General features: G+C 42.3%; 23 protein-coding genes, 1 pseudogene and 1 riboswitch. Of the genes and pseudogenes, 18 read left to right on the top strand and 6 right to left on the bottom strand.

The features are described 5' to 3' along the window. Positions 1-197: 197 nt before the first annotated feature. Both RL70_RS17435 and pckA read right to left on the bottom strand, forming a co-directional pair. Positions 198-401, bottom strand: a pseudogene (locus RL70_RS17435) (IS5/IS1182 family transposase); the annotation flags it as partial. A 326-nt stretch (positions 402-727) separates the two neighbouring features. Next, positions 728-2,314, bottom strand: coding sequence for a phosphoenolpyruvate carboxykinase (ATP) (pckA, locus tag RL70_RS01370; RefSeq protein ID WP_039041645.1), 1,587 nt, complete (start codon positions 2,312-2,314; stop codon positions 728-730). A gap of 166 nt (positions 2,315-2,480) precedes the next feature. Beyond that, a riboswitch (SAM riboswitch) is annotated at positions 2,481-2,597 on the top strand. Positions 2,598-2,793: 196 nt separating this feature from the next. On the opposite strand from pckA, the gene metK reads away from it, so the two are divergent. Next, the gene (gene metK, locus RL70_RS01365; protein WP_039041644.1) at positions 2,794-3,999 is read left to right on the top strand and encodes a methionine adenosyltransferase; all 1,206 of its coding nucleotides are present in this window, start codon (positions 2,794-2,796) and stop codon (positions 3,997-3,999) included. A 54-nt stretch (positions 4,000-4,053) separates the two neighbouring features. Here metK and RL70_RS01360 read toward each other — a convergent pair whose 3' ends face one another. Beyond that, on the bottom strand, positions 4,054-4,566 hold the full coding sequence (locus tag RL70_RS01360) for a gamma carbonic anhydrase family protein (protein WP_039041643.1): 513 nt from the start codon (positions 4,564-4,566) through the stop codon (positions 4,054-4,056). Positions 4,567-4,672: 106 nt separating this feature from the next. On the opposite strand from RL70_RS01360, the gene RL70_RS01355 reads away from it, so the two are divergent. The 13 genes from RL70_RS01355 (at position 4,673) to nhaC (ending at position 18,424) form a co-directional block, all read left to right on the top strand. Continuing rightward, positions 4,673-5,467 (top strand): alpha/beta hydrolase, encoded by a 795-nt coding sequence (locus tag RL70_RS01355; protein ID WP_039041642.1) that lies wholly within the window; start codon positions 4,673-4,675, stop codon positions 5,465-5,467. A 17-nt stretch (positions 5,468-5,484) separates the two neighbouring features. Beyond that, a complete protein-coding gene (lepB, locus tag RL70_RS01350; RefSeq protein ID WP_039041641.1) occupies positions 5,485-6,012 on the top strand; it encodes a signal peptidase I in 528 nt (175 codons plus the stop codon). Between the two features lie 92 nt (positions 6,013-6,104). Beyond that, positions 6,105-6,284, top strand: coding sequence for a hypothetical protein (locus RL70_RS01345; RefSeq protein WP_039041640.1), 180 nt, complete (start codon positions 6,105-6,107; stop codon positions 6,282-6,284). A gap of 128 nt (positions 6,285-6,412) precedes the next feature. Beyond that, entirely contained in the window at positions 6,413-8,554 is a 2,142-nt protein-coding gene (locus tag RL70_RS01340; protein WP_039041639.1) for an ATP-dependent helicase, read from the top strand. After that, positions 8,551-8,925, top strand: coding sequence for a CrcB family protein (locus tag RL70_RS01335; RefSeq protein WP_039041638.1), 375 nt, complete (start codon positions 8,551-8,553; stop codon positions 8,923-8,925). Before RL70_RS01340 ends, RL70_RS01335 begins: the two co-directional genes overlap by 4 nt. Continuing rightward, complete coding sequence (locus tag RL70_RS01330; RefSeq protein ID WP_039041637.1) at positions 8,922-9,287, top strand: CrcB family protein; 366 nt, start codon at positions 8,922-8,924, stop codon at positions 9,285-9,287. Before RL70_RS01335 ends, RL70_RS01330 begins: the two co-directional genes overlap by 4 nt. 66 nt (positions 9,288-9,353) lie before the next feature. Continuing rightward, complete coding sequence (locus tag RL70_RS01325) at positions 9,354-11,393, top strand: catalase (protein WP_039041636.1); 2,040 nt, start codon at positions 9,354-9,356, stop codon at positions 11,391-11,393. A gap of 339 nt (positions 11,394-11,732) precedes the next feature. Then, a complete protein-coding gene (locus RL70_RS01320; RefSeq protein WP_025786332.1) occupies positions 11,733-12,080 on the top strand; it encodes a metalloregulator ArsR/SmtB family transcription factor in 348 nt (115 codons plus the stop codon). Positions 12,081-12,093: 13 nt separating this feature from the next. Beyond that, positions 12,094-13,389, top strand: coding sequence for an arsenic transporter (locus RL70_RS01315; protein WP_039041635.1), 1,296 nt, complete (start codon positions 12,094-12,096; stop codon positions 13,387-13,389). A gap of 27 nt (positions 13,390-13,416) precedes the next feature. Next, on the top strand, positions 13,417-13,836 hold the full coding sequence (gene arsC, locus RL70_RS01310; protein WP_039041634.1) for an arsenate reductase (thioredoxin): 420 nt from the start codon (positions 13,417-13,419) through the stop codon (positions 13,834-13,836). Positions 13,837-14,080: 244 nt separating this feature from the next. Next, positions 14,081-15,451: an FAD-dependent oxidoreductase gene (locus RL70_RS01305; RefSeq protein WP_052245716.1), complete on the top strand. Its 1,371-nt coding sequence runs from the start codon at positions 14,081-14,083 to the stop codon at positions 15,449-15,451. Positions 15,452-15,754: 303 nt separating this feature from the next. Continuing rightward, positions 15,755-16,507, top strand: coding sequence for a thermonuclease family protein (locus RL70_RS01300; protein WP_039041633.1), 753 nt, complete (start codon positions 15,755-15,757; stop codon positions 16,505-16,507). Between the two features lie 516 nt (positions 16,508-17,023). Then, positions 17,024-18,424, top strand: a complete 1,401-nt coding sequence (nhaC, locus tag RL70_RS01295; protein ID WP_039041632.1) for a Na+/H+ antiporter NhaC — start codon at positions 17,024-17,026, stop codon at positions 18,422-18,424. 43 nt (positions 18,425-18,467) lie between these two features. Here nhaC and RL70_RS01290 read toward each other — a convergent pair whose 3' ends face one another. Then, positions 18,468-18,998: an isoprenylcysteine carboxyl methyltransferase family protein gene (locus tag RL70_RS01290; protein WP_039041631.1), complete on the bottom strand. Its 531-nt coding sequence runs from the start codon at positions 18,996-18,998 to the stop codon at positions 18,468-18,470. 10 nt (positions 18,999-19,008) lie between these two features. After that, on the bottom strand, positions 19,009-20,085 hold the full coding sequence (locus RL70_RS01285; RefSeq protein WP_039041630.1) for a type III polyketide synthase: 1,077 nt from the start codon (positions 20,083-20,085) through the stop codon (positions 19,009-19,011). A gap of 190 nt (positions 20,086-20,275) precedes the next feature. On the opposite strand from RL70_RS01285, the gene RL70_RS01280 reads away from it, so the two are divergent. After that, positions 20,276-20,578, top strand: a complete 303-nt coding sequence (locus RL70_RS01280; RefSeq protein ID WP_039041629.1) for a cupin domain-containing protein — start codon at positions 20,276-20,278, stop codon at positions 20,576-20,578. A 64-nt stretch (positions 20,579-20,642) separates the two neighbouring features. On the opposite strand, the gene RL70_RS01275 is transcribed toward RL70_RS01280, so the two are convergent. Beyond that, positions 20,643-21,074: a YaiI/YqxD family protein gene (locus tag RL70_RS01275; protein WP_039041628.1), complete on the bottom strand. Its 432-nt coding sequence runs from the start codon at positions 21,072-21,074 to the stop codon at positions 20,643-20,645. A 137-nt stretch (positions 21,075-21,211) separates the two neighbouring features. On the opposite strand from RL70_RS01275, the gene RL70_RS01270 reads away from it, so the two are divergent. From RL70_RS01270 to RL70_RS01260, 3 genes are all read left to right on the top strand, one after another. Continuing rightward, on the top strand, positions 21,212-21,442 hold the full coding sequence (locus RL70_RS01270; protein ID WP_039041627.1) for a hypothetical protein: 231 nt from the start codon (positions 21,212-21,214) through the stop codon (positions 21,440-21,442). 126 nt (positions 21,443-21,568) lie between these two features. Then, positions 21,569-22,951, top strand: a complete 1,383-nt coding sequence (locus RL70_RS01265; protein WP_039041626.1) for a M17 family metallopeptidase — start codon at positions 21,569-21,571, stop codon at positions 22,949-22,951. Positions 22,952-23,116: 165 nt separating this feature from the next. After that, entirely contained in the window at positions 23,117-23,713 is a 597-nt protein-coding gene (locus RL70_RS01260; protein ID WP_039041625.1) for a class I SAM-dependent methyltransferase, read from the top strand. Positions 23,714-24,211: the final 498 nt, after the last annotated feature.

The raw sequence follows: 24,211 nt of genomic DNA, 5'->3' as shown, positions 1-24,211 counted from the left end.
ATTCACATCATTCAAGCAAACAATGCAATTGTGGGGCTCCATGTCCAGCTGTCGAGACTAACTAGATGTAACAGAAGACTTGAGATACCGATGTGAAATCAAAGAAGTCTCTGGTAATGTAAAGAGACAGTTGAATACGTTTTTTCCGATGCCAGGAGAAGCATGGTATGCGATCGACAACCCTAAGAGGGCTTAGTATATTGAATGAATGACATTTTATTGAGTACAACTGGATCTATGCTAGGTCTCCCAAATAGGGATTATAAATCTCCAACCAATGGATAAATGAAGGGGAAATAAATTGATACCTCTAATTTACGGACCAGATGGTCTTGCGGAACTAACAAGTAGATTGTAAGCAGCTCCATCTGTTCCCGATCTTTGATTTGATTCATCATCATTTCCATTAACTCATTTGATAGTTGGGAGATGCTGTTGATTGTAGTGGAGAGCCGCGACTCCGGAGGGATAAGCGAAGTTCGAAGACCCTGGACTGAGCAAAGCGAGGGAGATGAGTGCTGCCTTAATTTCAGCAAAGTACGCTAAAATACGGCAAATCGAACACTTCGTTGTTCGATTGGCTGAGAGCAAGCCCCTCGGAAAGCGTCCGCTCGCAGCGAAAATCAACTTTTCACTATTAACTATATTGAAAAGAAAAAAGACTGTAGGAAAACCCCATGATTTCAGGAGTTTGTCTACAGTCTGGAAGGTTCCTTTTTTGATGCTATTAAATAATCGGACCGCCTTTTTGAATGATCTCTTCAGAAACTTGGTCGAACTTCTTGAAGTTGTCTTTGAATAGTTGAGAAAGCTCTTTCGCCTTAGCATCATACTCAGATGCATCGCTCCAAGCGTTACGTGGGTTCAATACTTCACTAGGAACACCCTCGATTTGTTTCGGAATCTGAAGTCCGAATGTCGCTGACGTTTCGGTTTCCACGTTATCCAATTCTCCGGATAGTGCTGCGCGAACCATTGTACGTGTGTGTTTCAAGTCCATACGCTTACCAACGCCATAGACGCCGCCAGTCCAGCCAGTGTTCACAAGGAATACGCGAGATCCATGCTCGTCGATTTTTTTACCGAGCATATCAGCATAAACCGTTGCAGGTAGTGGTAGGAATGGTGAACCGAAGCATGTAGAGAATGTAGCTTCTGGTGACGTAATTCCGCGCTCAGTACCAGCAAGTTTCGATGTGAATCCACTTAGGAAGTGATACATTGCTTGCTCCTTCGTCAATTTCGAGATTGGAGGCAACACACCGAACGCATCAGCAGTTAGGAAGATGATGGTTTCCGGGTGTCCAGCAACTGATGGAAGAACGATGTTGTCGATATTCTCAATCGGATATGCTGCACGTGTGTTCTCAGTTAATGTAGTATCATCATAATCAGCAACGCGTGACTCAGTATCGAGTACTACGTTTTCTAGAACTGTACCGAATTGAATGGCACCGAAGATCTCAGGTTCTTTTTCTGGTGATAAGTTGATGCACTTCGCGTAACATCCACCTTCAATGTTGAAGATTCCGTGATCAGACCACCCATGCTCATCGTCACCAATCAGTTTGCGGTTTGCATCAGCAGATAGTGTTGTTTTACCAGTACCTGATAATCCGAAGAATAGTGCAGCATCGCCTTTTTCACCAACGTTTGCTGAACAGTGCATAGAAAGTATTCCATTTTCAGGAAGCAAGTAGTTCATAACAGAGAAAATCGATTTCTTCATTTCTCCGGCATATTCAGTACCGCCGATTAGCACAATGCGTTTTTCAAGTGAAATGATGACGAATGTTTCTGAATCCGTGCCGTCAACAGCAGGATCAGCTTTGAATGATGGTGCTGCAAGGATCGTGAACTGTGCTTCGTGCATCTTCAATTCTTCTTCAGTAGGTCGGATGAAGAGCTGATGAACGAAAAGGTTTTGCCAAGCAAATTCGTTGATAACTTGAATCGAAAGTTGTGAAGCTTTGTCAGCTCCTGCAAATCCTTTAAATACAAATAGTTCCTCTTTTGCTTGAAGGTGGTTTAAAACCTTCTTATATAGATTGTCGAAGTGAACTTCTGAAATCGGACGATTAACAGAGCCCCAGTCAATCTTATCTTTAGAAGTAGCTTCTTCAGTTATGTAACGGTCTTTAGGGGAACGGCCGGTATACTTCCCGGTTTGCGCTGTAACGGCTCCATCTGCTGAAAGCGTAGCCTCACCTCGGGAAACTGCTTTTTCGACTAATACAGGTACAGATGGCTGTAATGTAATATTAGTACCAGAAAGAAGTTCTTTGAGTCCATTATCTATTTTCGCTGAAATCATAGGTAGATACCGTCCTTTTCATTATTGCCCGTGTTGGGGCTGTCTTATTTTGAATTAGTATAACACATTAAGAATAATAAACTATACTAATTCAAAACTCAAGTGAGAGCTACAAAAAAATTGACAAGAACTGCGTTTTCTCGTAGCATAGATAGATGAACGGATACTCTTATCCCGAGTCGGCGGAGGGACAGGCCCTATGATGCCCGGCAACCTGCATGGACGTCCTTGTCTATGAAAAGGTGCCAAACCTGAAGCAGGGGGAAACCCTGGACGATAAGAGTGAAAGGTGCCTATGAAACTCATGCCTTTCCTCATGTATGCAATACGTGAGTGGAGGGCTTTTTCTATATGTTTGCCTTTATCCTTGTGAACGTTGAACGACGCTTCTCTTCAGGCGCGGGACGAAAACTGGGAAAACGAGAGTACCGTATCACGAGTTCGCTGTAAGGAAACTTGCGGCTGAAGGAGGAAATCATATGACAAATCGACGACTGTTTACATCTGAGTCGGTAACAGAAGGCCATCCTGATAAGATGTGTGACCAAATTTCAGATGCGATTCTGGATGCGATTATCGAGGAAGACCCGAACGCTCGCGTAGCGTGTGAAACGACAATTACAACAGGATTAGTTCTCGTTATTGGAGAAATTACGACGACTACGTATGTCGATATTCCGAAAGTGGTTCGAGAAACTGTAAAGGAAATTGGCTACACACGCGCGAAATACGGATTCGATTACGAAACGTCTTCCGTACTAACATCTATTGACGAACAATCGCCTGACATCGCAGCAAGTGTCGATCGTGCACTTGAAGCACGTGAAGGCTTGATGGATGACGAAGAGCTAGAAGCAATTGGTGCTGGAGACCAAGGACTCATGTTTGGCTATGCATGCAACGAAACAGAAGAATTGATGCCTCTACCAATTAGCCTGGCTCACAAACTTTCCCGTCAACTGACGAAAGTACGGAAAGAAGAGACACTCGACTACCTACGTCCAGATGGAAAAACACAAGTAACGATTGAATATAACGAAAAGAACGAACCAATCCGTGTCGATACGATTGTTATTTCTACACAGCACCATCCTGAAGTGACACTTGAGCAATTACAGCGTGAAGTGAAACAACACGTCATTGACACTGTCGTTCCAAAGAACTTGCTGGATGATGAAACAAAGTATTTCATCAACCCATCAGGACGCTTTGTCATCGGTGGTCCTCAAGGGGATGCAGGTCTTACAGGACGTAAAATTATCGTTGACACCTATGGCGGTTATGCGCGTCATGGTGGCGGAGCGTTTTCTGGTAAAGACGCGACTAAAGTCGATCGCTCGGCATCATACGCAGCACGTTACGTAGCGAAGAACCTTGTCGCTGCAGGGTTAGCGGATCGCTGTGAAGTACAGTTAGCGTACGCAATCGGTGTCGCTAAGCCTGTTTCGATTTCTGTAGATACATTCGGGACAAGTGATATTTCTGAGAGTCGTCTTGTTGAACTTGTCAGAAATCATTTCGATCTCCGCCCAGCTGGGATTATCAAGATGCTCGACCTACGTCGTCCGATTTATAAGCAGACAGCAGCTTATGGTCACTTTGGTAGAACGGATATCGATCTACCTTGGGAGCGTACAGATAAGGCTTCTGCATTGAAAGAAGAAGTTACTCAACTTAAAGGATAAGTACAAAAAAGCAAGGGAGCCGATTTAAGCGCCCTTGCTTTTCTTATTTACAGCTTAGTTTTGAAGTTGTTTGTAATGCTGACCTTTTTCTACGTAGCTCTCAACGATTCTTTCCATATCTTCCCGGTCTGCGTCTGTTACTTCACGAACTACTTTTGCAGGGGAACCGAGTGCTAACATACCAGGTGGAATGACTTTCCCTGGAGGAACTAAACTGCCTGCACCTACAAATGCACCTTCTCCGACTACGGCACCATCGAGTATGATTGAACCCATCCCCACAAGTGCCCCTTTTTTAATCGTACAACTATGTAACGTAACTTTATGACCGATTGTGACGTCATCTTCTATGACTAACGGGTTGTTAGGACTTTGATGTAGACAAGATAAGTCTTGAATGCTGACGCGTTTACCAATACGAGTTGGCGCAACGTCGCCGCGAATGACGGTACTGAACCAAACGGAAGAGTCAGCGCCGATTGTGACATCTCCACTAATTACAGCAAAATCGGCTACGAATACGGTTTCATCGATGTTTGGCCAAACATCCTTATATGGAACAATCATGAAAATGCCCTCCTTGTTGTACATTGATGTATAATAATCCTATCAAAGTTTTAGGACCTTGTACAAAAAGGAGTTTAAAGTATTGGAATAAATGGAGGGAAGCGCTATGTGGAAATGGGAAGCAGACGGACAAGCAAAAGCAGTCATTGTCATTGTACATAACGCGTACGAAGACCATCAGCGATATGCATGGCTGATTCAACGATTAAGAATTTCAGGATTTGACGTAATTACGGGGGATTTACCTGGTCATGGTCCAGATGAGAAAGGGAATCCTCATGATGAGACTTTCGATTCCTATGTAGAGTTTGCAAAAAAAATGATAGATGCGGGATTAAAGGAAAGTGTTCCTGTCCTAGTTCTGGCACATGGTTTAGGCGCTACAGTTATGATTCATTTACTTCAGCGGCAACGCATTGAATGCGCAGGGCTTATCATCAGTTCACCTTGGCTTTCGCTGATCCACCATCCACCTAAATTTTCATCGATTCTGACACGTTTAGCATCTTCTATGAAATTGGATCATGGTGTCACATATGACATGCTCACTAAAAACCCTGAAGAGCGTCCAAAAACCCGTCATGCTTCCGACGTGAGATCGGTTATGACTGGTGGTTGGTATAAGGAACTCACATCGTTCATGAAAGGCACTCTTCAGACAGAGAAATTGATACAAGATGTACCGTTGCTCCTACACACTGGTGGAGAGGATCGGATGACAGATACTGCTGAATCGAAGAAGTGGATGAAACGTCAAAATCTAAGTGAATTCCAGTTTAAGGAGTGGCGTCATTTATATCATGACGTCTATCATGAACCGGAACGTGAAGAAGTCTTATTATATACAAAGTCGTTCATCGACAATGTATTGCGCTCACTTGGGTATGTGATTGAAAATTGAAAAACGGAGGGTCAACTATGGAAGCAGAGTCAAAGAAAGAATTTTGGTCGTGGGGCAAGTCCTTGATTGTAGCAGTACTTGTAGCATTCATCGTACGCCAATTCTTATTTACACCCGTCATTGTGTCAGGAGAATCGATGGAGCCGACGTATCACGATCATAATCGGGTTGTCATTTCAAAAATATCATCACTTGAGCACTTTGATAAGATCGTATTCCATGCACCAAATGCAGAAGAGGACTTCATTAAGCGGGTAATCGGGCTGCCAGGTGATACGGTAACAATGGAAAATGATGTGCTATCGATCAATGGAAAAAAGTATAAAGAACCTTACTTGGATTCTAACAAAGCAGCACTTCCAGAAGGGCAGAAATTGACACAGGACTTCGAAGTAAACGTCCCTGAAGGTCAATTGTTCGTTATGGGAGATAATCGTGTAAACAGTATGGATAGTCGAATTTTCGGAAGTATAGATGAAGAATCTGTAGTTGGCAAAGTGAAATTCCGTTTTTATCCATTCAATGAAATCGGGAATCCTAAGTAATCATTTGTACTGAAAAGGAATATTTCACCTGACTAAGCCAAATGCTTTTGAGACATGCTAGCATTAGACACCTTAGAAAAGGAGTGGCGGCATTGACTGAAAAGCAAACAGGCAAAGAGAGTCGAGCAAAACAACAGACAGGTAGTATGGCTGGAACGGAGTACAAGGACGGTCAGCGGCGAACCGGCGAAGTTGCGTCGACTGCATACACAGGTAGTGATAAAAAGAAAATCGATTTGCAAAACGATCGTCTAGAAACAGGTGGCTTTTAGCTTTACTATAAAGTACCTACAAACCTCTGCAGAAATTGTGCGGAGGTTTTTTACTTCGTTCTAGTCTTCATATACCGCGTTTTATGATAAATTTAAAGGAACGTATTATTAAGGGAGATTTGATGTGCATGGAAGATTTTTTTGAACGTAAAAAAAGACAGCTAAATATCCAATTGAATGACGTGCAAAAACAAGCGGTACTGACAACAGAAGGCCCACTACTTCTCCTGGCTTGTCCAGGTTCCGGAAAAACGACGACCATTATTATGCGCATCGGTTACTTAATAGAAGAACTTGGGATTAAACCAAAACGTATTAAAGCAATCACGTTCAGCAAAGCATCAGCGAGGGATATGCTGAAACGGTTCTCTGCATTGTTTCCGGAATTACCTGCTGCAGACTTTTCCACAATCCACAGCTTAGCCTTTACGATTTCTAAAAAATGGCTAGCAAAGCAAGGGCGACAATTCACATTGCTGGAAGGATATCCTAAACAAAATGCTTTGAAAGCAGCATGTCGATTTGTGCTGAATGAAATTGCGACAGAAGATCAGCTGAACTCTTTATCAACCTATATTAGTTTAATGAAGAACCAAATGATCCCTACAGAAAAGTGGACGGAAAAGGATGAGCCATTTGAGCAAGCGGCGAAAATAGCACGTCAGTATGAAACGGTAAAGAATGCGTCTGTCGAAACCACATTGCTCGACTTTGATGATCTTTTATTGGCGGCTGAACAAGCTATGCGAACGGATGAAGATCTCGGTGCAGAATTCCAAACGAAATATGACTATATTCTGACCGACGAGAGTCAGGATACCTCACTCGTCCAGCACAAAATCGTGGAACACCTGACAGCGATGCATGGAAACCTCTGTGTCGTAGCAGATGATGACCAATCGATCTATGCATGGAGAGGCGCGGATCCTGATTACTTAATGGACTTCAAGCTCGTGTATCCGGAAGCTAAGCTTTTATATATGGAGCAAAATTATCGTTCCTCTTCTGAAATCGTGACAACTTCCGCAGCATTCATCAAACGCAACAAAAAACGATGGGATAAAAAGATGCATACGGAAAACGGGTCAAGAGGAGCGATTCAGCTACGGCGTTTAAATGATCCGAAGCAACAACTGGAATATGTCACGTACGAACTTCTTGCTGAAGAGGATTTAAGTGAAGTGGCAATCCTGTTCAGGAATAACGCGTCCTCTACTCCATTTGTTAATGAACTCCACCGTCGGGGCATCCCGTTTTACATGAAAGATGCAGATGATAAGTTTTTCTCCCATTGGGTTGTTCAAGATATCCTTAACTTCATGCGGCTCAGTTTTAACCTGGAGCGAAAAGATATTTTTGCAAAGGTTGCAGGGAAAATGCAGTTATTTGTATCGAAGTCGACGTTACAGCAGTTTGAACGAAGTACAATCGAGGGGAATGTATTCGAAGCATTCCAAGAGATGGCGGTTTTAAAAGACAGCCAGGTGAGGAAACTCGATGCATATAGAGATGTGTACAAAAAGATACCGGATATGAGACCTGCACAAATCATCCGCATGATCCGCTACGAACTCAGCTACGAAGAAAGCCTAGTGAGTATGTCGACGAAGTTCGGCTACCGTGCAGACAGTTTAAAAGGGATTTTAGATACGTTAGAAGGAATTGCTGAACAGACGAGGAGTATGGTTGAGTTCGCAGAACAGCTGAAAACGCTTGAAGAAGCCGTGCAGGAAGCAAAACAAGAGCCTGTTGGACAAGCAGTAACGCTATCGACTTTCCATAGTGCTAAAGGATTGGAGTTTAAACGGGTGTTTATGATTGACCTTGTAAAAGGCACCATTCCATCGGAGGAAGACCTCACTGATACACTGTTGTTAGAAGAAGCACGACGCTTATTTTATGTTGGCATGACCCGAGCAAAAGAACGCCTTGAATTGCTGTCTTGTTCTTCAGATGACGGGAAGTCGAAGGAGGACTCTAAGTTTGTGAATGAAGTGAGAGGGATTTTGTTACCGAAGCGCACCGATTCCACGAAACAAACGAGTAGCTTGACTAAATCAGCACCAAGATCTGTTGCGGTTAATCCGAATGGAATTGGAGATCTCAAACTGTTAGAAACGGGTACACTTGTCAAACACCGAGTTTTTGGTAAAGGAGAAATCGTCGATGTGAGTGCGGAGTCTATCGAAATCAGATTTGCAACGGCAACGAAGCGACTGGCATTACAACCCGTGCTGGAAAAGCGAATGTTAGAGTCGGCTGACCTATGAGAACGATACTAGCAATAGGTGCAGCTGGCGCATTAGGAGCGTTAGCCCGAACTTATATCGGAATGCTCGTGCCTATGACAAATGGATTTCCTGTAGGGACATTAGTGGCGAACATTGTTGGTACCTTCATTCTTTGTTTTCTTGTTGAAAGAACCCTTCACTGGACACTCGTTAACAAAACGACATATGACGCGATCACGGTCGGTTTTCTAGGTTCATTTACAACATTCTCGGCTTTTAGTTATGAGACGTTGACGCTAATGCAATCTAACATAGGAATGGCGTTGTTATATGTGGTCTGCAGTCTACTATTCGGATTGTTCGCAGGTGCACTCGGAATTCAACTTGGCGGAAGGGGACAGCAAGGATGACGTGGATAGATTTAGTAGCTGTTGCGGCAGGGGGATTCACAGGTGCAATCATTCGCTATTTTGTATCTAAAAAATTGAATACGAATTCACTTATTCCATATGGGACGCTTCTAGTCAATTTGCTTGGTTGCCTCCTCATCGGTCTCGTGGTTGGGTTGCAACTTTCTCCATCACTAACTTTTTTGCTCGCAACCGGAGTGGCAGGGGCATTGACGACATTTTCCACTTGGCTGAAAGAAATATTAGGGATGGCGCGTCTTCAAAAATTAGGGAAGTCAATGGGTTATCTGATGGGTTCTATCATTTTGGGAATTGCATTTGTCTATGTGGGATATATTGGCGGTACTTTTTTTCTAGAGTAACAGTTTAATATGCCACTGTTCGGGAATAGACTTGTGACTGATATTCTTGAACGGAGGCGGACAAGCTTGCAAAAACAAAATGAAGAACAGAACAAAAAACACCGTCAACTCGAGACATTTCGAACTGACGATAAAAACAAATCACTTACAACTAACCAAGGCTTGAAAGTGTCAGAAGATGAACACTCCCTGAAAGTAGGAGAACGTGGACCAACACTCATGGAAGACTTCCATTTCCGTGAAAAGATGACCCATTTTGACCATGAACGGATCCCAGAAAGGATCGTCCATGCGAGAGGCTATGCAGCTCACGGAGAATTTGAATTATACGAATCAATGAGTGAGTATACAAAAGCGGATTTCTTACAAACTCCAGGTAAGAAAACACCTGTTTTCACTCGCTTTTCAACAGTGGCAGGAAGCAAAGGATCTGCAGAGACGGTTCGGGATGTTCGTGGATTTGCAGTGAAGTTTTACACAGACGAAGGAAACTATGATCTTGTAGGAAACAACATGCCGGTTTTCTTTATACAAGATGCTATTAAATTCCCGGACTTAATACACGCTGTAAAGCCGGAACCTCACAATGAGATGCCTCAAGCAGCATCGGCACATGATACATTTTGGGATTTTGTTGCGAATAACCAAGAGTCTGCCCATATGGTCATGTGGCATATGTCAGACCGAGCAATTCCCCGTAGTTTGCGCATGATGGAAGGATTCGGTGTACATACGTATCGATTCGTGAATGCAGAAGGCAAATCCCACTTCGTCAAGTTCCACTGGAAACCGAAAATGGGTGTAAATTCCCTTGTTTGGGACGAAGCTCAGAAAATCAGCGGGAAAGACCCGGACTTCCACAGAAGAGACTTATGGGAAGCCATTGAAAATGGAGACTATGCTGAATGGGAGCTTGGTGTTCAGCTTATCGAGGAATCACAGGAATTCGACTTTGACTTCGATATTTTAGATCCTACCAAACTATGGCCAGAAGAAGATGTTCCCGTTAAAATCATCGGGAAAATGACGTTGAATCGGAATGTAGATAATGTATTTGCGGAAACGGAGCAAGTTGCCTTCCATCCAGGACACGTTGTACCGGGAATTGACTTCTCAAATGACCCGTTGTTGCAAGGTCGTTTGTTCTCGTACACAGATACACAACTAATCAGACTTGGTGGACCGAATTTCCATGAGTTGCCCATCAATCGACCGGTTTGTCCATTCCATAATAATCAGCGAGATGGTTATGGCCGACAGACGATCAATACAGGTCAGGTGGCTTATCATAAAAATTCGCTGGCAGACAATACCCCATCTACTTCTACGAAAGAAGAGGGAGGATACGTTCACTATCAGGAAAAAGTGGACGGACGCAAAATCGCAGCCCGTAGTGATTCGTTCAAAGATCATTTCTCTCAAGCGAAATTGTTCTGGAACAGTATGTCGATTGTAGAGAAGAAGCATATTATAGATGCGTTTAGCTTTGAAGTAGGAAAAGTGAAAAACAAAGACATACGTCAGCAAGTCGTGGATATGTTTGGACATGTAGATAATGGATTGGCTTCTGCTGTTGCTCATGCAGTAGGTGTACATGCACCAAATGCCAGTGAGGAAAGCACGGTCACGAAAAGTTCACCTGCATTGAGCCAAGAGAACAAAGCGAAGTTGCCGGATACGCGTAAAGTAGGCGTCCTAATTGGTAACCAATTCGATGACTCTGAAGTGGAAACCATCGTGGAAGCTTGTTTAAATGCAGGCATGAATGTGGATTTGATTGGCGAAAAATATGGTATGGTAACTGGCGCCAATGGGCTGGAAGCAGAAGTGGACGAAACGTTCTTGACGATGCACGCTGTTCTGTATGATGCAATTGTCGTTGCAGGTGGAGAGGCCGAAAATCCTCAGAAGTTCAAAATGGATACGATCGACTTCCTGAACGAAACGTATAAGCATTTTAAACCGATCGGGATTTTATCAAAAGGCCAAGAATTTGTAGACAATTCCAACGTGGAAATGACTGCAGGGGTTATCTCGTCTAAGAATAATGATTTTGTACATCAGTTTGTGAATGCAGTGGCAGAACACCGTCACTGGGATCGATAAAATACGAAGAGGCAGCTGTCCATAGGGCAGCTGTTTTTCTTTTGCTTCACAGTTCAGAGGACATTGTAACAAATAGTAATTTGTATAAAGCAAAAGCAAGATAGAAGGATTATGTTTAAATCTATAAATAGGAGCAATGGTAGTTCAGTCTGCAACGTTATGAGATGTTGGTGAGGATACAAATAATAATGTTAACAAGGTGGATATAATTCTAAAGTTAAAGACCTTGGATTTTTCAGGGCTGCCATGTGTCGGTCCTTTTTTGTGGTTTTAAAACCATACACTTGCTTATATAAGCATATGGTTATATAGTGTAGAAAAGACATGGAGGGATGATAGGTGAACGAATCAGAGGTAGTAGAATTGCATAAAGCATCACAAATTTTGAAGTTGCTTGGAGATAAAACTCGTTTAACAATGATGAAGCTGCTCCAAACACATGATTGTTGCGTGTGTGAATTCGTTGAAATCTTTAAGATGAGTCAACCTGCTATCAGCCAGCACCTAAGGAAGCTAAGAGATGTTGGATTGGTGAAAGAAGAACGTAGAGGACAATGGATCTTTTACTCGATAAACAACGAGCACGAAGACTATCCTTTTGTTCAAAGTATCTTAAATCATTTACCTGAACAAAATGGATTGGTTGTTGACTTGGAAGCGCAAGGATTGCGTATTTCTTGCAATTAAGGAGGAACGTACATTGGTTTCAGTTTTTACCGCATCATTGATATTTGTTGTGACACTCATATTTGTAATTTGGCAGCCGAAAAATTTGTCTATTGGTTGGTCTGCCTGTATCGGTGCCTTGATCGCTTTACTCCTAGGTGTAGTTGATTTTGGAGATGTTGCCGATGTAACGGGTATTGTATGGAATGCAACACTTGCTTTTATTGCTATTATTATAATCTCCTTAATATTGGATGAGATCGGTTTCTTCGAATGGTCTGCTCTTCATATGGCGCGATTCGCTAAAGGAAGCGGAGTCCGTATGTTTGTTTACGTTAGTATTCTAGGTGCTATCGTTGCAGCATTATTTGCAAATGATGGCGCTGCATTAATACTGACACCTATTGTTCTAGCGATGGTTCGGAACTTGAATTTCAGTGAGAAAATGATTTTTCCGTTTATAATCGCTAGTGGATTCATAGCTGATACGACCTCCTTACCGTTTGTTGTGAGTAACTTGGTGAATATCGTTTCCGCGGACTTTTTTGATATCGGATTTGTAGAGTATGCATCTAAGATGATCGTTCCGAATCTGTTTGCTTTAGTGGCAAGTATTCTAGTGTTATATCTATTCTTCCGTAAAAGTATTCCAGGCGACTATGAAGTTTCTGCACTAAAAACACCGAGTGAAGCGATAAAAGATCACAAGATGTTTCGACTATCTTGGGTTGTTCTTAGCATTTTACTAATCGGTTACTTCACAAGCGAATTTATCGGGGTACCAGTCTCATTTGTTGCAGGAATCGTAGCCCTTTTCTTCTTGTACATGGCAAAAAAGAGTTCAGCGGTTCAGACGAAACAAGTGTTGAAAGGTGCACCCTGGGCGATTGTATTCTTCTCTATAGGCATGTATGTCGTTGTGTACGGCTTGAAAAATGCTGGCTTGACGAGTGTATTGGCGGATGTGATTCAATGGGCTGCCGACCAAGGCTTATTTACCGCCACGATGTCTATGGGGTTTATAGCAGCATTCCTTTCGTCCATCATGAATAATATGCCCACTGTCATGATCGATGCGCTGGCGATTGCTGAGACAACGACTTCTGGTCCAATTCGAGAGGCTTTAATTTACGCGAATGTGATTGGAGCTGATCTTGGTCCGAAAATCACACCAATCGGGTCACTCGCAACTCTTTTGTGGTTGCATGTCCTAGCACAAAAAGGTGTGAAAATCCGGTGGGGAACCTATTTCAAAATCGGTATCATCTTAACAATTCCTACTTTGTTTGTTACATTAATGGGCCTCTATTTGTGGTTATTGGTAGTCTAATATGAAAAAAGAAAGGGGAGCACAGTAGTGCCGAAAAAAACAATCTATTTTTTATGTACAGGTAACTCATGCCGAAGCCAGATGGCTGAAGGATGGGGGAAAAAGTTTCTTGGTGAAGATTGGCTAGTTCTTAGTGCAGGCATTGAAGCACATGGAGTAAATCCGAATGCGGTGAAAGCTATGTATGAAATTGGGATTGACATTTCAAGACAAACCTCGGATATTATAGATCCTCAACTCTTAAATAATGTAGATTTTGTTGTCACTCTTTGTGGGGATGCTGCTGACAAATGCCCAATGACACCACCTCATGTACATCGTGAGCATTGGGGATTTGATGATCCTGCAAAAGCAGAAGGAACAGATGAAGAGAAGTGGGCATTCTTCCTGCGTGTACGAGATGAAATAGGCGCAAGGATTGAACTGTTCGCTAAAACGGGTAAATAAGAAACCGCCCACGGAGACTTGTATCGGTTTTCCTTGTGTACGATATATAAGCTTATGTTTATACACTTATGACAGATATTGAATGGAATTGAAAGTGAAATTTTTGAACCAACAATTAAATAGACCATTTTCTGTTACTTTTACATCCTTTATTAATAAATGTGTGGGAGTTGTTGTGAAATCCCTGTTCTACTCGAATTTTAACAAAAATTTAAACTATTACATACTATGTGGAGGTATTATCATGAAAAATCAAACTGCATGCTGTTCAAATACTGAATTACCAATAACTACTAAGAACAAGAAAAAAGAACACTCGTCGCTGCCAATTGCTATCATCGGAGCTGGTCCTATTGGATTAGCCGCCGCCGCCCACCTAGCAAAGGCAGGAGAGAATTTTATCGTTTTAGAAGCCGGTCCACGTGTAGGACATCATGTTTTACAGTGGGGTCACGTTCGTTTGTTTTCGCCATGGCAATATAATATCGATAAGGTAGCCAGAGAGTTACTTGAAGAAAATGGATGGGATGCACCAACTCCTGAGGTGCTCCCAACTGGCAAAGAGTTAGTGGAGAATTACTTACTACAAGTTGCTGAATTACCACAAATCAGACCTTCAATTCGACTGAATACTAAGGTGATTTCTATTAGTAGAAAAGGGCTTGATAAAATGAAATCAGCCAATAGGGAGAACATTCCTTTTGTACTGTATATTGAAACTCAGGGTCAAACAGAGCAGATCGAAGCGAAAGCAGTCATCGATGCTACAGGAACATGGGGACAACCGAATCCCATGAATTCCACTGGTATTTGGACGCAGGAAGAGAGGTCTTTTGAAAACCAGATATTTTATGGCATTCCAAACATTAATGGTAATGAGTATAAAAGGTTTATTGGAAAAAGAGTGGCAGTCATCGGGGGCGGACATTCCGCAATCAATACGATTCTGGAGTTATCTGAGTTGAATGAAAAACATTCTGATCTAAAAATAACATGGATTCTTCGTAAAAATAGTGTGGAAGAAGCATATGGTGGTGAAGAGAAGGACGCACTCCAAGCACGTGGTGAACTTGGAACCCGGATCCACCAATTGGTAAATTCAGGACGTGTTCAGATTTACACACCTTTTAGAATCCATAGTGTAGAGAAAAATGAAAGCTCTTTAAAGCTAAATGGAGACTTAAATGGAGAAAGCTTTTCAATTAATGGTATAGATGAGCTGATTGTCAATACGGGGAGTCGCCCTGACTTTTCTTTCTTAAGTGAAGTAAGGCTAAATATTGATGCAGCAACTGAGAGTATTAGTATGCTAGCTCCACTAATTGATCCAAACCTCCACAGCTGTGGGACGGTTCGACCACATGGTGAAGAGGAGTTGAGACAACCAGAAAAAAATCTATACATCGTCGGCATGAAAAGCTATGGACGTGCTCCAACCTTCCTAATGGCGACAGGTTATGAACAAGTACGATCAGTTGTAGCCTATCTGACAGGAGATTTTGAATCCGCGAAGAATGTGGAACTAGATTTGCCCGAGACCGGAGTGTGCAGTATAAACCTAGAATCTACAAAAAAGGACGAGACTTGCTGCAACACAACAAACGGAAGCTGTTAAAGAAGTGAGCTAATGAAGATGGTAAATCATATTAATATTTAAGCTGAAGAATAGACTCACACCTAGTTTCCTTTGGTCAAACAAAAGAGAAAATATAGATTGGGAAAATTGAATAAAGACTATGATAGATTTGGCTCATATCCTTATACGAATTATATAAAGACTATGAAACCTCTGAATGAACAAAGAAGTGAGTATTGACTTATTTGATTGAGCAGTTGTCCTGTGGGGCAGCTGCTTTTCTTTCGTTTGACAACCTGGTAAACTAGGAGGAATGAACAAACGAGTGAGGACTGAATAATTATGGCACAACGAAAGAGTAAAAAAAGTAAAGGAAAAGGGAGTCTATCCGCACTGATTGTGGCTGTATTACTGGCAGGCGCCTATTATTTTTTCTTTCAAGAAGAAGAGGCAACACCTACACGTGACGGTCTGATCCCAGTTGAGTTAGTCAAAACGATAGACGGCGACACAATTAAGATTATGTATGAGGGGAAAGAAACGAATGTCCGTTACTTACTCATCGATACACCAGAGACAAACCATCCGAGACTAGGGAAACAACCTTTCGGAGAAGAAGCGAAGCGACGTAACCAAGAATTGATGAATAGTGGAAAGCTGGAAATTGAGCTCGATATTGGGCAGAAGTACGATAAATATGGTCGATTACTTGCCTATATTTACATAGACGGGGAAAGCGTTCAAGAGAAGCTACTATCAGAAGGACTCGCCCGAGTTGCTTATGTGTATCCACCGAACACGCGCCATCTAGATGAATATGAAAAAGTTCAAAACGAAGCAAAGAAAAAAGGCGTTGGAATTTGGACGTTAGAAGATTATGCAACTGATCGTGGATTTGACAGTGACACATATCCTGTAAAGAGTGAGTCCTCTTCCAAGCCCGATATGAAAAAGCCCTCCACACAGCCTATTGAACAGTTTGCAAATTGTACAGAGCTTCGGAAAGTCTATCCAACTGGTGTAAAAAAAGGACATCCCGCCTACAGTGAAAGAATGGATGGAGACAAAGATGGCGTCGCTTGTGAACCTAGATAAATTTTTTATCTGATGGTTCGTTCACTTTATTGTAAACCTTACATTAGTTGTTTGAAGCGGAAGGTGGCGACTCCGGAGGGATCACTAGTGAGAACAACCTAAGTTCGCGGCGTCCTGCCGCAACGGTTGCATGACCTACGTCCTGTAGGCCAGCGTCCACCTGAAGCGGAAAACAACGGCAGTGTGAAATATTGATTCTATGATTTAATATTGTATAACTTGACAAACTTAAAAGTCATGGTAAGATTTCAATAATCATTCAAACCGAAAAGTAAATAGCCATTCAAAGTGATGATGCAGTAGTGAACAAAGCAAGCAGCAACCAGAGACTGGACAGACGGTGTAAGTCCAGGCACTTCGTTCATGAATTACGTCAACAAGCAATCTTTGAATCCAATGAAGTGGATAAGCGATGTCAGCTTGTCAACATGGGTGGTACCGCGGAGAACTCCTTCGTCCCTGTTATAGGGAACGAATGGAGTTTTTTTGTACGCAAAAACCGAGGAGGACACCGTCATGTTTCACATTCAACCATTACTCAAACCTACATTCACAGAGTCCATCTCACTGATTGCCGTGATCATCTGCATGATTAGTGCAAGTATTATCGGATTTGGAGCTGTTCCACATTTACCGATTTTGGCATCCATTTTACTTTTAATCGGATATGGATTAGTCAAAAAAGTATCTTACCGTAATATCCAAGACGGAATGACAGAAGGTTCCGGAGCAGGTATGGGCGCAGTGTTTTTGTTCTTCTTCATCGGCATGCTCATTAGTAGTTGGATGATGAGCGGAACGATTCCAAGCTTGATCAATGCTGGTTTTCAACTCATTACCCCGTCTTACTTTTACGCGATTGCGTTCACAGTAACCGCGATTATCGGGATATCAATCGGTAGCTCGTTGACAACTGTCGCGACGGTTGGTGTAGCGTTGCTCAGTATGTCAGGAGTACTCGGTCTATCTCCAGCCATTGCTGCAGGAGCGATTGTATCAGGTGCATTCTTCGGGGATAAAATGTCTCCTTTATCCGATACGACCAACTTGGCTTCATCGATTGTCGGGGTCGACTTGTTCGCTCATATTCGAAATATGATGTGGACGACCGTTCCGGCATTTGTCCTATCGTTTGGGATATTTGCGATTCTTTCACCCTCAGCAGGAGATGCTAAATTGGATACAATCCGGTCGTTTCAGGAGGCACTAGCGGAAACCGGGCTCGTTAACTGGATATCATTCTTGCCATTAGTAGTACTTATTGTTTTGACGTTGATGAAAGTCCCGGCACTTTTAACGTTGGCGGCAAGTACAGCTTCAGCAGTCGCGATCGGATGTGCCTTACATGCATATGGTGTCTCACAAGTTTTTGCAATCCTCTTTGATGGTTTCAAGTCCGAAACAGGCGTCGAAGCGGTAGACAGCTTACTAACTCGTGGCGGCATTAGTAGCATGTTCTTCACAATTACGCTCGTCATCTTAGCTCTTACTATGGGCGGGTTGTTGTTTAAGCTAGGAATTGTACAAACCTTACTTGAGAAGGTGGAGCAATCCTTACGCTCTGCAAGTTCAGTAATTGGGGCGTCTGCGTTAACGGCGATCAGCATCAACGTACTGATAGGCGAACAATATTTGTCAATCTTACTAACTGGGCAAGCGTTTCAAGGTCAGTTTAAAAAGTTAGGGCTTGCGAGTAAGAATTTGAGCCGTGTCATGGAAGATGCAGGGACTGTCGTCAATCCACTCGTACCTTGGAGTGTTTGCGGGATATTCATTGCGGATGTACTAGGTGTACCTGTAGTCGATTACTTCGGATTTGCGTTCTTCTGTCTATTCTCACCGGTTTTGACCATTTTGTTCAGTGTGTTTGGCAAAACATTAACGTATGAAGACTCAACAAAAGAGTCCCATTCATAATATACAAAAAGCAGCGGCTCAAAACTTGAGCCACTGCTTTTGTTCATTCCAATGAAAACTTTTCTTTGTAGTTCGTCGCATCTTTCAAGGCTTGTTCTTCTTGTGGGATGCGGACGGACATCATCCAGGCATTCAATAAGGTGAAGGCAATTGCTGTGAAATAAGCACCGAATATCATTGGGAGGACAAGAATTTCTGTCGCAACGATGACATAGTTAGGGTGTCGGATGAATTTATAAGGTCCCTTCATGACAACATCTGCACCTGGAAGGATGATGATTTTAGTGTTCCAATACTTTCCGAGTGAAGAAAGACACCAAACCCGCAACACCTGTGTTAACAAGAATATCGTCAATAAAATACCCCAGATTGGCGATAATACTGGTTTTCGGATGAGTACTTCTACTAGTAAGGAAACAAAAAAGGCAGTATGAAGAAGAACAATAGCAGGGTAATGACTCGCACCGACTTCGTATGCCCCTTGAGCTTTCATCCGTTTCTCGTTGTTTTTAGCAATGACTAACTCCGCAAGTCGTTGAAGAATGACGATTGAAATTACAATCCAGAAGAACAATGTATCCACCTCATTCCCATTTCAGCAATTGAAGTTCCCCGCAAAATCCTGGACCGAGGGCAGCGAGCACACCGTATTCCCCTTTTGCAGGCTTTGCTTCCATGAATTCCTTTAATACGTAAAGAACTGTGGGGGACGACATGTTTCCATTCATCCGTAATACATTCCTTGATATCTCAGTCATTGAACTATTGAAGTTGAGCGCCTCTTCGTACGCTTCTAACACTTTTTTTCCGCCAGGGTGGGCGACGAAATGGGAAATGACTTTGTCTGTGAGGTTATACTTGTTTAAAAATTGATGAACAAACGGCCCAAGCCAGTCACTGATGATGACAGGAATACTTTTGGAGAAGACGACGTACAATCCGCTATTTTTTACATCCCATCCCATAACGTCTTCAGAATCAGGCATTAGCTTTGAGGTCGTCGCAACAATGGATGGGCGAACTTGTTTCGAACGTAACTTGGATTGATCACCAACAATAAGTGCACAAGCGACTCCGTCTGAAAATAACGAAACACCAACGAGATTGCTCTTTGAATAATCGTCTTTCTGGAACGTCAGACTGCACAATTCAATCGCAAGGACGAGTACATTAGCTTCTGGATATGCCATACAGAATTCATTGGCACGACTTAGCCCTGAAGCGCCACCTGCACAGCCAAGCCCCCAAAGAGGAATACGTTTTACATCATCGCGAAAGGGTAGATTATTCATAATGCGTGCATCGATACTAGGGGTAGCAATGCCCGTACTCGAAACAAAAATGATGGCATCAATATCTTTGTAGTCTACTTTCTGATCTAGCATACTGGATTCGAGACACGCCGTGACTGCAGCGGTGCCATATTCAATCGCATGTGATATGTACAACTCGTTACGCTCTTCGAAATCATGGACTTGTCCATACCAGTCGAGGGGCATGCAGACATTACGCTGTTCAATATCACCGTTTTGAAACACAGTTAACAGCCGTTCAATATCTTTGAAACGTCCACTGAAAACCGAACGTGATAATTCAACGGCTTCTTCCTGTTTAATAAGATTAGGTGGTAAATGTGTGCTTACGGATACGATTTGGGGCATGTGTGGACCTCCTATTGTCTTTAGTTCACTAATTTCCTAAAACAAGGTCGTGTAAACGTTATTAAACAATAAATGAGAAAGCTATGAAGAGTCTTGTACTCTAACTAGAACAAGGATAAATGCAAGTAACTATGGAAGAAAAATAAATGGCTATTTATCGTCTAACACAAACCAACAAAAGGAGAGGATTATGTTGAAGCTGATTGAAACACTAAGGAAACTTGACAGTAAAGCGAAATCTGTAGAACAAGTATGTGCGATTCCAAATGCCAACGTATTAAATATCCAGCTACGCGCAGGAGAAGAAGTGTCTGAGCATGATTCAGACAGAGAAGTTCTAATCATCGTTAGAAAAGGGAAAGTTCGTTTTACGGTTGAAGGCACTCCAGTTACGGTGTCAGAGGAAAATATCCTTCAAATGGCCCCTAACGAGAAACATAGTTTGTTCGCAGAGACCGATTCGGATATTTGTGTTCTTCAAATTACACCTTAACGAAATAATGGTATGCAGAGAGTTAAAGGATTATGAGTACAAGCCTGAACGAAACGCATAATTGTTACTGCGAAATAAGCTTCGAAAGGCTACTTTGGAACGCTTCGTTTTGTTCAACGGAGCGTTTTTTAGGTCCTTTTAAGCGACCTCCCGCTTGGCGAACTTTTTGAGCAAAGTGCCGGGAATACAACAGCTGATCGATGTTTGCGTCCGTGTACCATCTTCCATTTTGGTCAATCGGACGCCCTCCTTTAGCTAGCGCCATGGCAGCAAGACCATAATCTTGGGTGACGACAATGTCTTTGGGTTGAATACGGTTCACAAGAACAAAGTCTACCGCATCCGCTCCTTTTGAAACAACGATTGTTTCAGCACCATCGCGAACCATTTCGTGAGCGGTGTCGCAAATAAGCAAACAAGGGATTTGATGGACCTTTGCAGTACTAATGGTGATGTCAACGACGGGACATCCATCGGCATCGACTAATATTTTCATCTTTCTTCACCCCACTTAGTTAGAGCGTATCACAGCAACCTATAAAAAATCATTTTTTCAGTCTTTCGGATGTTTTTAGTCAAACTTTCTAGGGAATACTTAAAAAAAAGTAAGTGATTCAGAAGGGAGAGATTTGGTTGAATACACCTGAGAATAGTCAAATGACTGTAGACGAGGCGGAAGAATATGGACGGCAGATGGATGCTAAAAATCGAGCTTTAGAGAAAACTCATTATCTAGATGAAACCCCTGTGGAAGAAGGCAAAGTGACACCACCCCTTTCAGATGAAGAGATTAAAAAACGTACGGGTGCTGGAAATTTTGAAAACGTTCAGGATACAGGAGCGATGGGCTCCATTAATAGTTAAACCATTCCTTTACTCGGGATGGTTTTTTGTATGCTATCAATTATTAGAATCCTCTGTTTTCACATGGTACACTAGTGAAGGATTATTAGTACATAACGAATCTATTGAAGAATGGGGATAACGATAATGACTGAAGTGAAGTTGCTATTTTCACAAGATGCGGTAATTCAACAGAATCAGGGGCTAAAAATGTTTGTAAACCAATTACAAACAGGATCAGGAAGTACAGTCTTTTCAGAAGGGCAACAATGGTATGTAATGTCCGTAAAGGACGGGAAAACAGGTTGTCTGGAAACCGTTCGTGCGATGGCGGGAACTGCAGCTAGAGAATTGAGCCGTGCGAAAGTATCTTCAGCAACACTAGAAGTTAGTGCACTCGGCAAGCAATTTTCAGATGTAGAAACAGAACAAGCGATCACGGCGTTTGTAGAAGGCTGGCATTTAGGAGCTTATCAGTTCCTAACATACAAATCGAATGCAGAACCGTTCAGTACTAAATTAACAATTGAAGGTGCATCTGAGAAAGCTGTTCAAACTGGAGAGCAACGTGCTGAAGCTGTTTCGTATTCACGTGATCTGATGAATGAATTATCAGATGTATTAAACCCAGAGTCCTATCCAGAGCATCTTAAAGAAGTGTTCCAAGATACCGATGCGAAAGTCATCGTTCATGACAAAGCGAAGCTTGAAGAGATGAAGATGAATGGCGTTCTTACTGTTGGCAGAGGAAGCCGATATGCTCCATCGTTTGTAGAAGTCACTTATTGCAAAAATCCATCGAAACCTTTAGTTGCACTAGTAGGTAAAGGCGTCACGTTCGATACGGGCGGAATCAGCTTGAAGAGTGGGAAAGATTTAAGTGATATGCGTATGGACATGGGTGGTTCAGCTGCGGTTGCAGGAGCTATGAAACTACTTGTAGAAAGTGAAGCTGATGTCAACGTTGTGGCGCTCATTCCAATGGTTGAAAATACTCCAGATAATACAGCTGTGTTGCCAGGAGAAGTCATTCAATACAAAAACGGTTATACGGTCCAAGTCGGTAATACGGATGCAGAAGGCCGTTTGATTTTAGCGGATGGATTGCTTCGAGCTGGCGAACTGAACGCAGCTTATGTAGTGGACATCGCAACATTAACTGGATCAATCGAAAATGCACTAGGATCTGATATCGCTGGTGTGTTTGGTGATGATGAACTTGCTATTAAGATGAAAGAAATTGGTGCGAAAAACGGAGATGCGGTATGGCCAATGCCGTTAATCGATGCGTACGATGAAACCTTGCAAAGTGATTATGCAGATTTCAATAACATCAGTTCACTCAGCTTTGCAGGTTCGATTACAGCAGCACTCTTCTTGCGTCGTTTTGTATCCAAGGATACACGCTGGTTGCACGTGGATATGGCGGGAATGATGCAAAAGACATCAAACTCCGGTTATTATCCGAAGACAGCAACGGGTTATGGCGCACGTTTAGTGGCGGATTATGTGGCGGAGATTTCTAAGTAAGAATAATGGAATGAAGGACCAAAACGCATTGCTCTTAGCAGTGCGTTTTTTTATCGCTCCAAGACGAAGGAATAGATCCATTTCGAAAGATGCAAACGTGAAGCTGTCCCATTGGCTATAACATCTGTTATGATAGGCGGACTTATTAGTATAGGAGAGTGAACTATGGATACGAATGTCTTTGAAGAAATGGCAAAAAGATACGATACAGAAGATAGAATGGAACTAGCTAAAATCATCGTTCAGGAAGTGAAAAAGGAATTACAAAATAGTGAAACAAAATCTTTAATCGACTATGGAAGTGGTACAGGTCTAATCAGTTTAGAATTATCAGAGGTAGTCGATTCTATTTTGTTAATAGATTCATCTAAACAGATGTTGGAGATTGCAGAAGGAAAAATTTCGCAAAAGGGAATTCCGAATGCAACAGTCCTTTACTCAGACTTTACTAAAGAAACACCAGAACTAAATGCAGATATTGTTGTCGTGTCACTAGTTTTACTTCATATTCCAGACACTAACAAGATATTAACAGAACTATTCAATATTCTAAATAAGGATGGCAAGTTGATTATTGTAGATTTTGATAAAAACGAACAAATCGATCATCCGAAAGTTCATAACGGTTTTTCACAGGAAGAGTTGAAAAACAAATTGAAAGAAGTTGGATTCAAGACAGCTGAAATTCGAACATTCCACCATGGAAGTCGTATTTTCATGAAGCAAGATGCCTCCATGTTTATATCCAGTAGTATCAAGTGATTACTTACTAGTGTTCTTAAAAAGTAAATGATTTGTTGACATGAAGATAGAAATTGCTTCTAGATATACCAAAAGCGCATTGCTCATTCAGCAATGCGTCAGGTTGTAGACAAAAGGGCTGGAAATGAAAGATGACAGGCCGTTGATCTCCGTTCCGGACGGTCCCTTTCCGGGGGCTTACCCTCAGCCTCCTCGTCGCTTCACTCCTGCGGGGTCTTCGCGCTGCGCTGATCCCCAGGAGTCGCCGTCCTGCACTTCAATCAACTGAATTTCTTATGAGATATTCACAGCATTCAATCAAAGGATTCAATTATAGCGCTCCATGTCCAGCAGGTAAGAATAACTAGATGCAGCAGAAGACTTGTGACACCGATATGAAATCCAGGAAGTCTAGGGGAATGTAAAGAGACAGTTGAACGCGTTTCGCCGATGCAAAGGGGAAGCATGTTATGCCATGGACACCCCTAAGTGGGTTTAGGGTATTGAATAAATGACATT

The sequence above is a fragment of the Sporosarcina sp. ZBG7A genome (genome assembly GCF_000813425.1).
In the GTDB taxonomy this organism is placed as follows: domain Bacteria; phylum Bacillota; class Bacilli; order Bacillales_A; family Planococcaceae; genus Sporosarcina.
The sequence above is the reverse complement of the archived record's forward strand: the minus strand, read 5'-3'. Positions and strand labels throughout refer to the sequence as shown.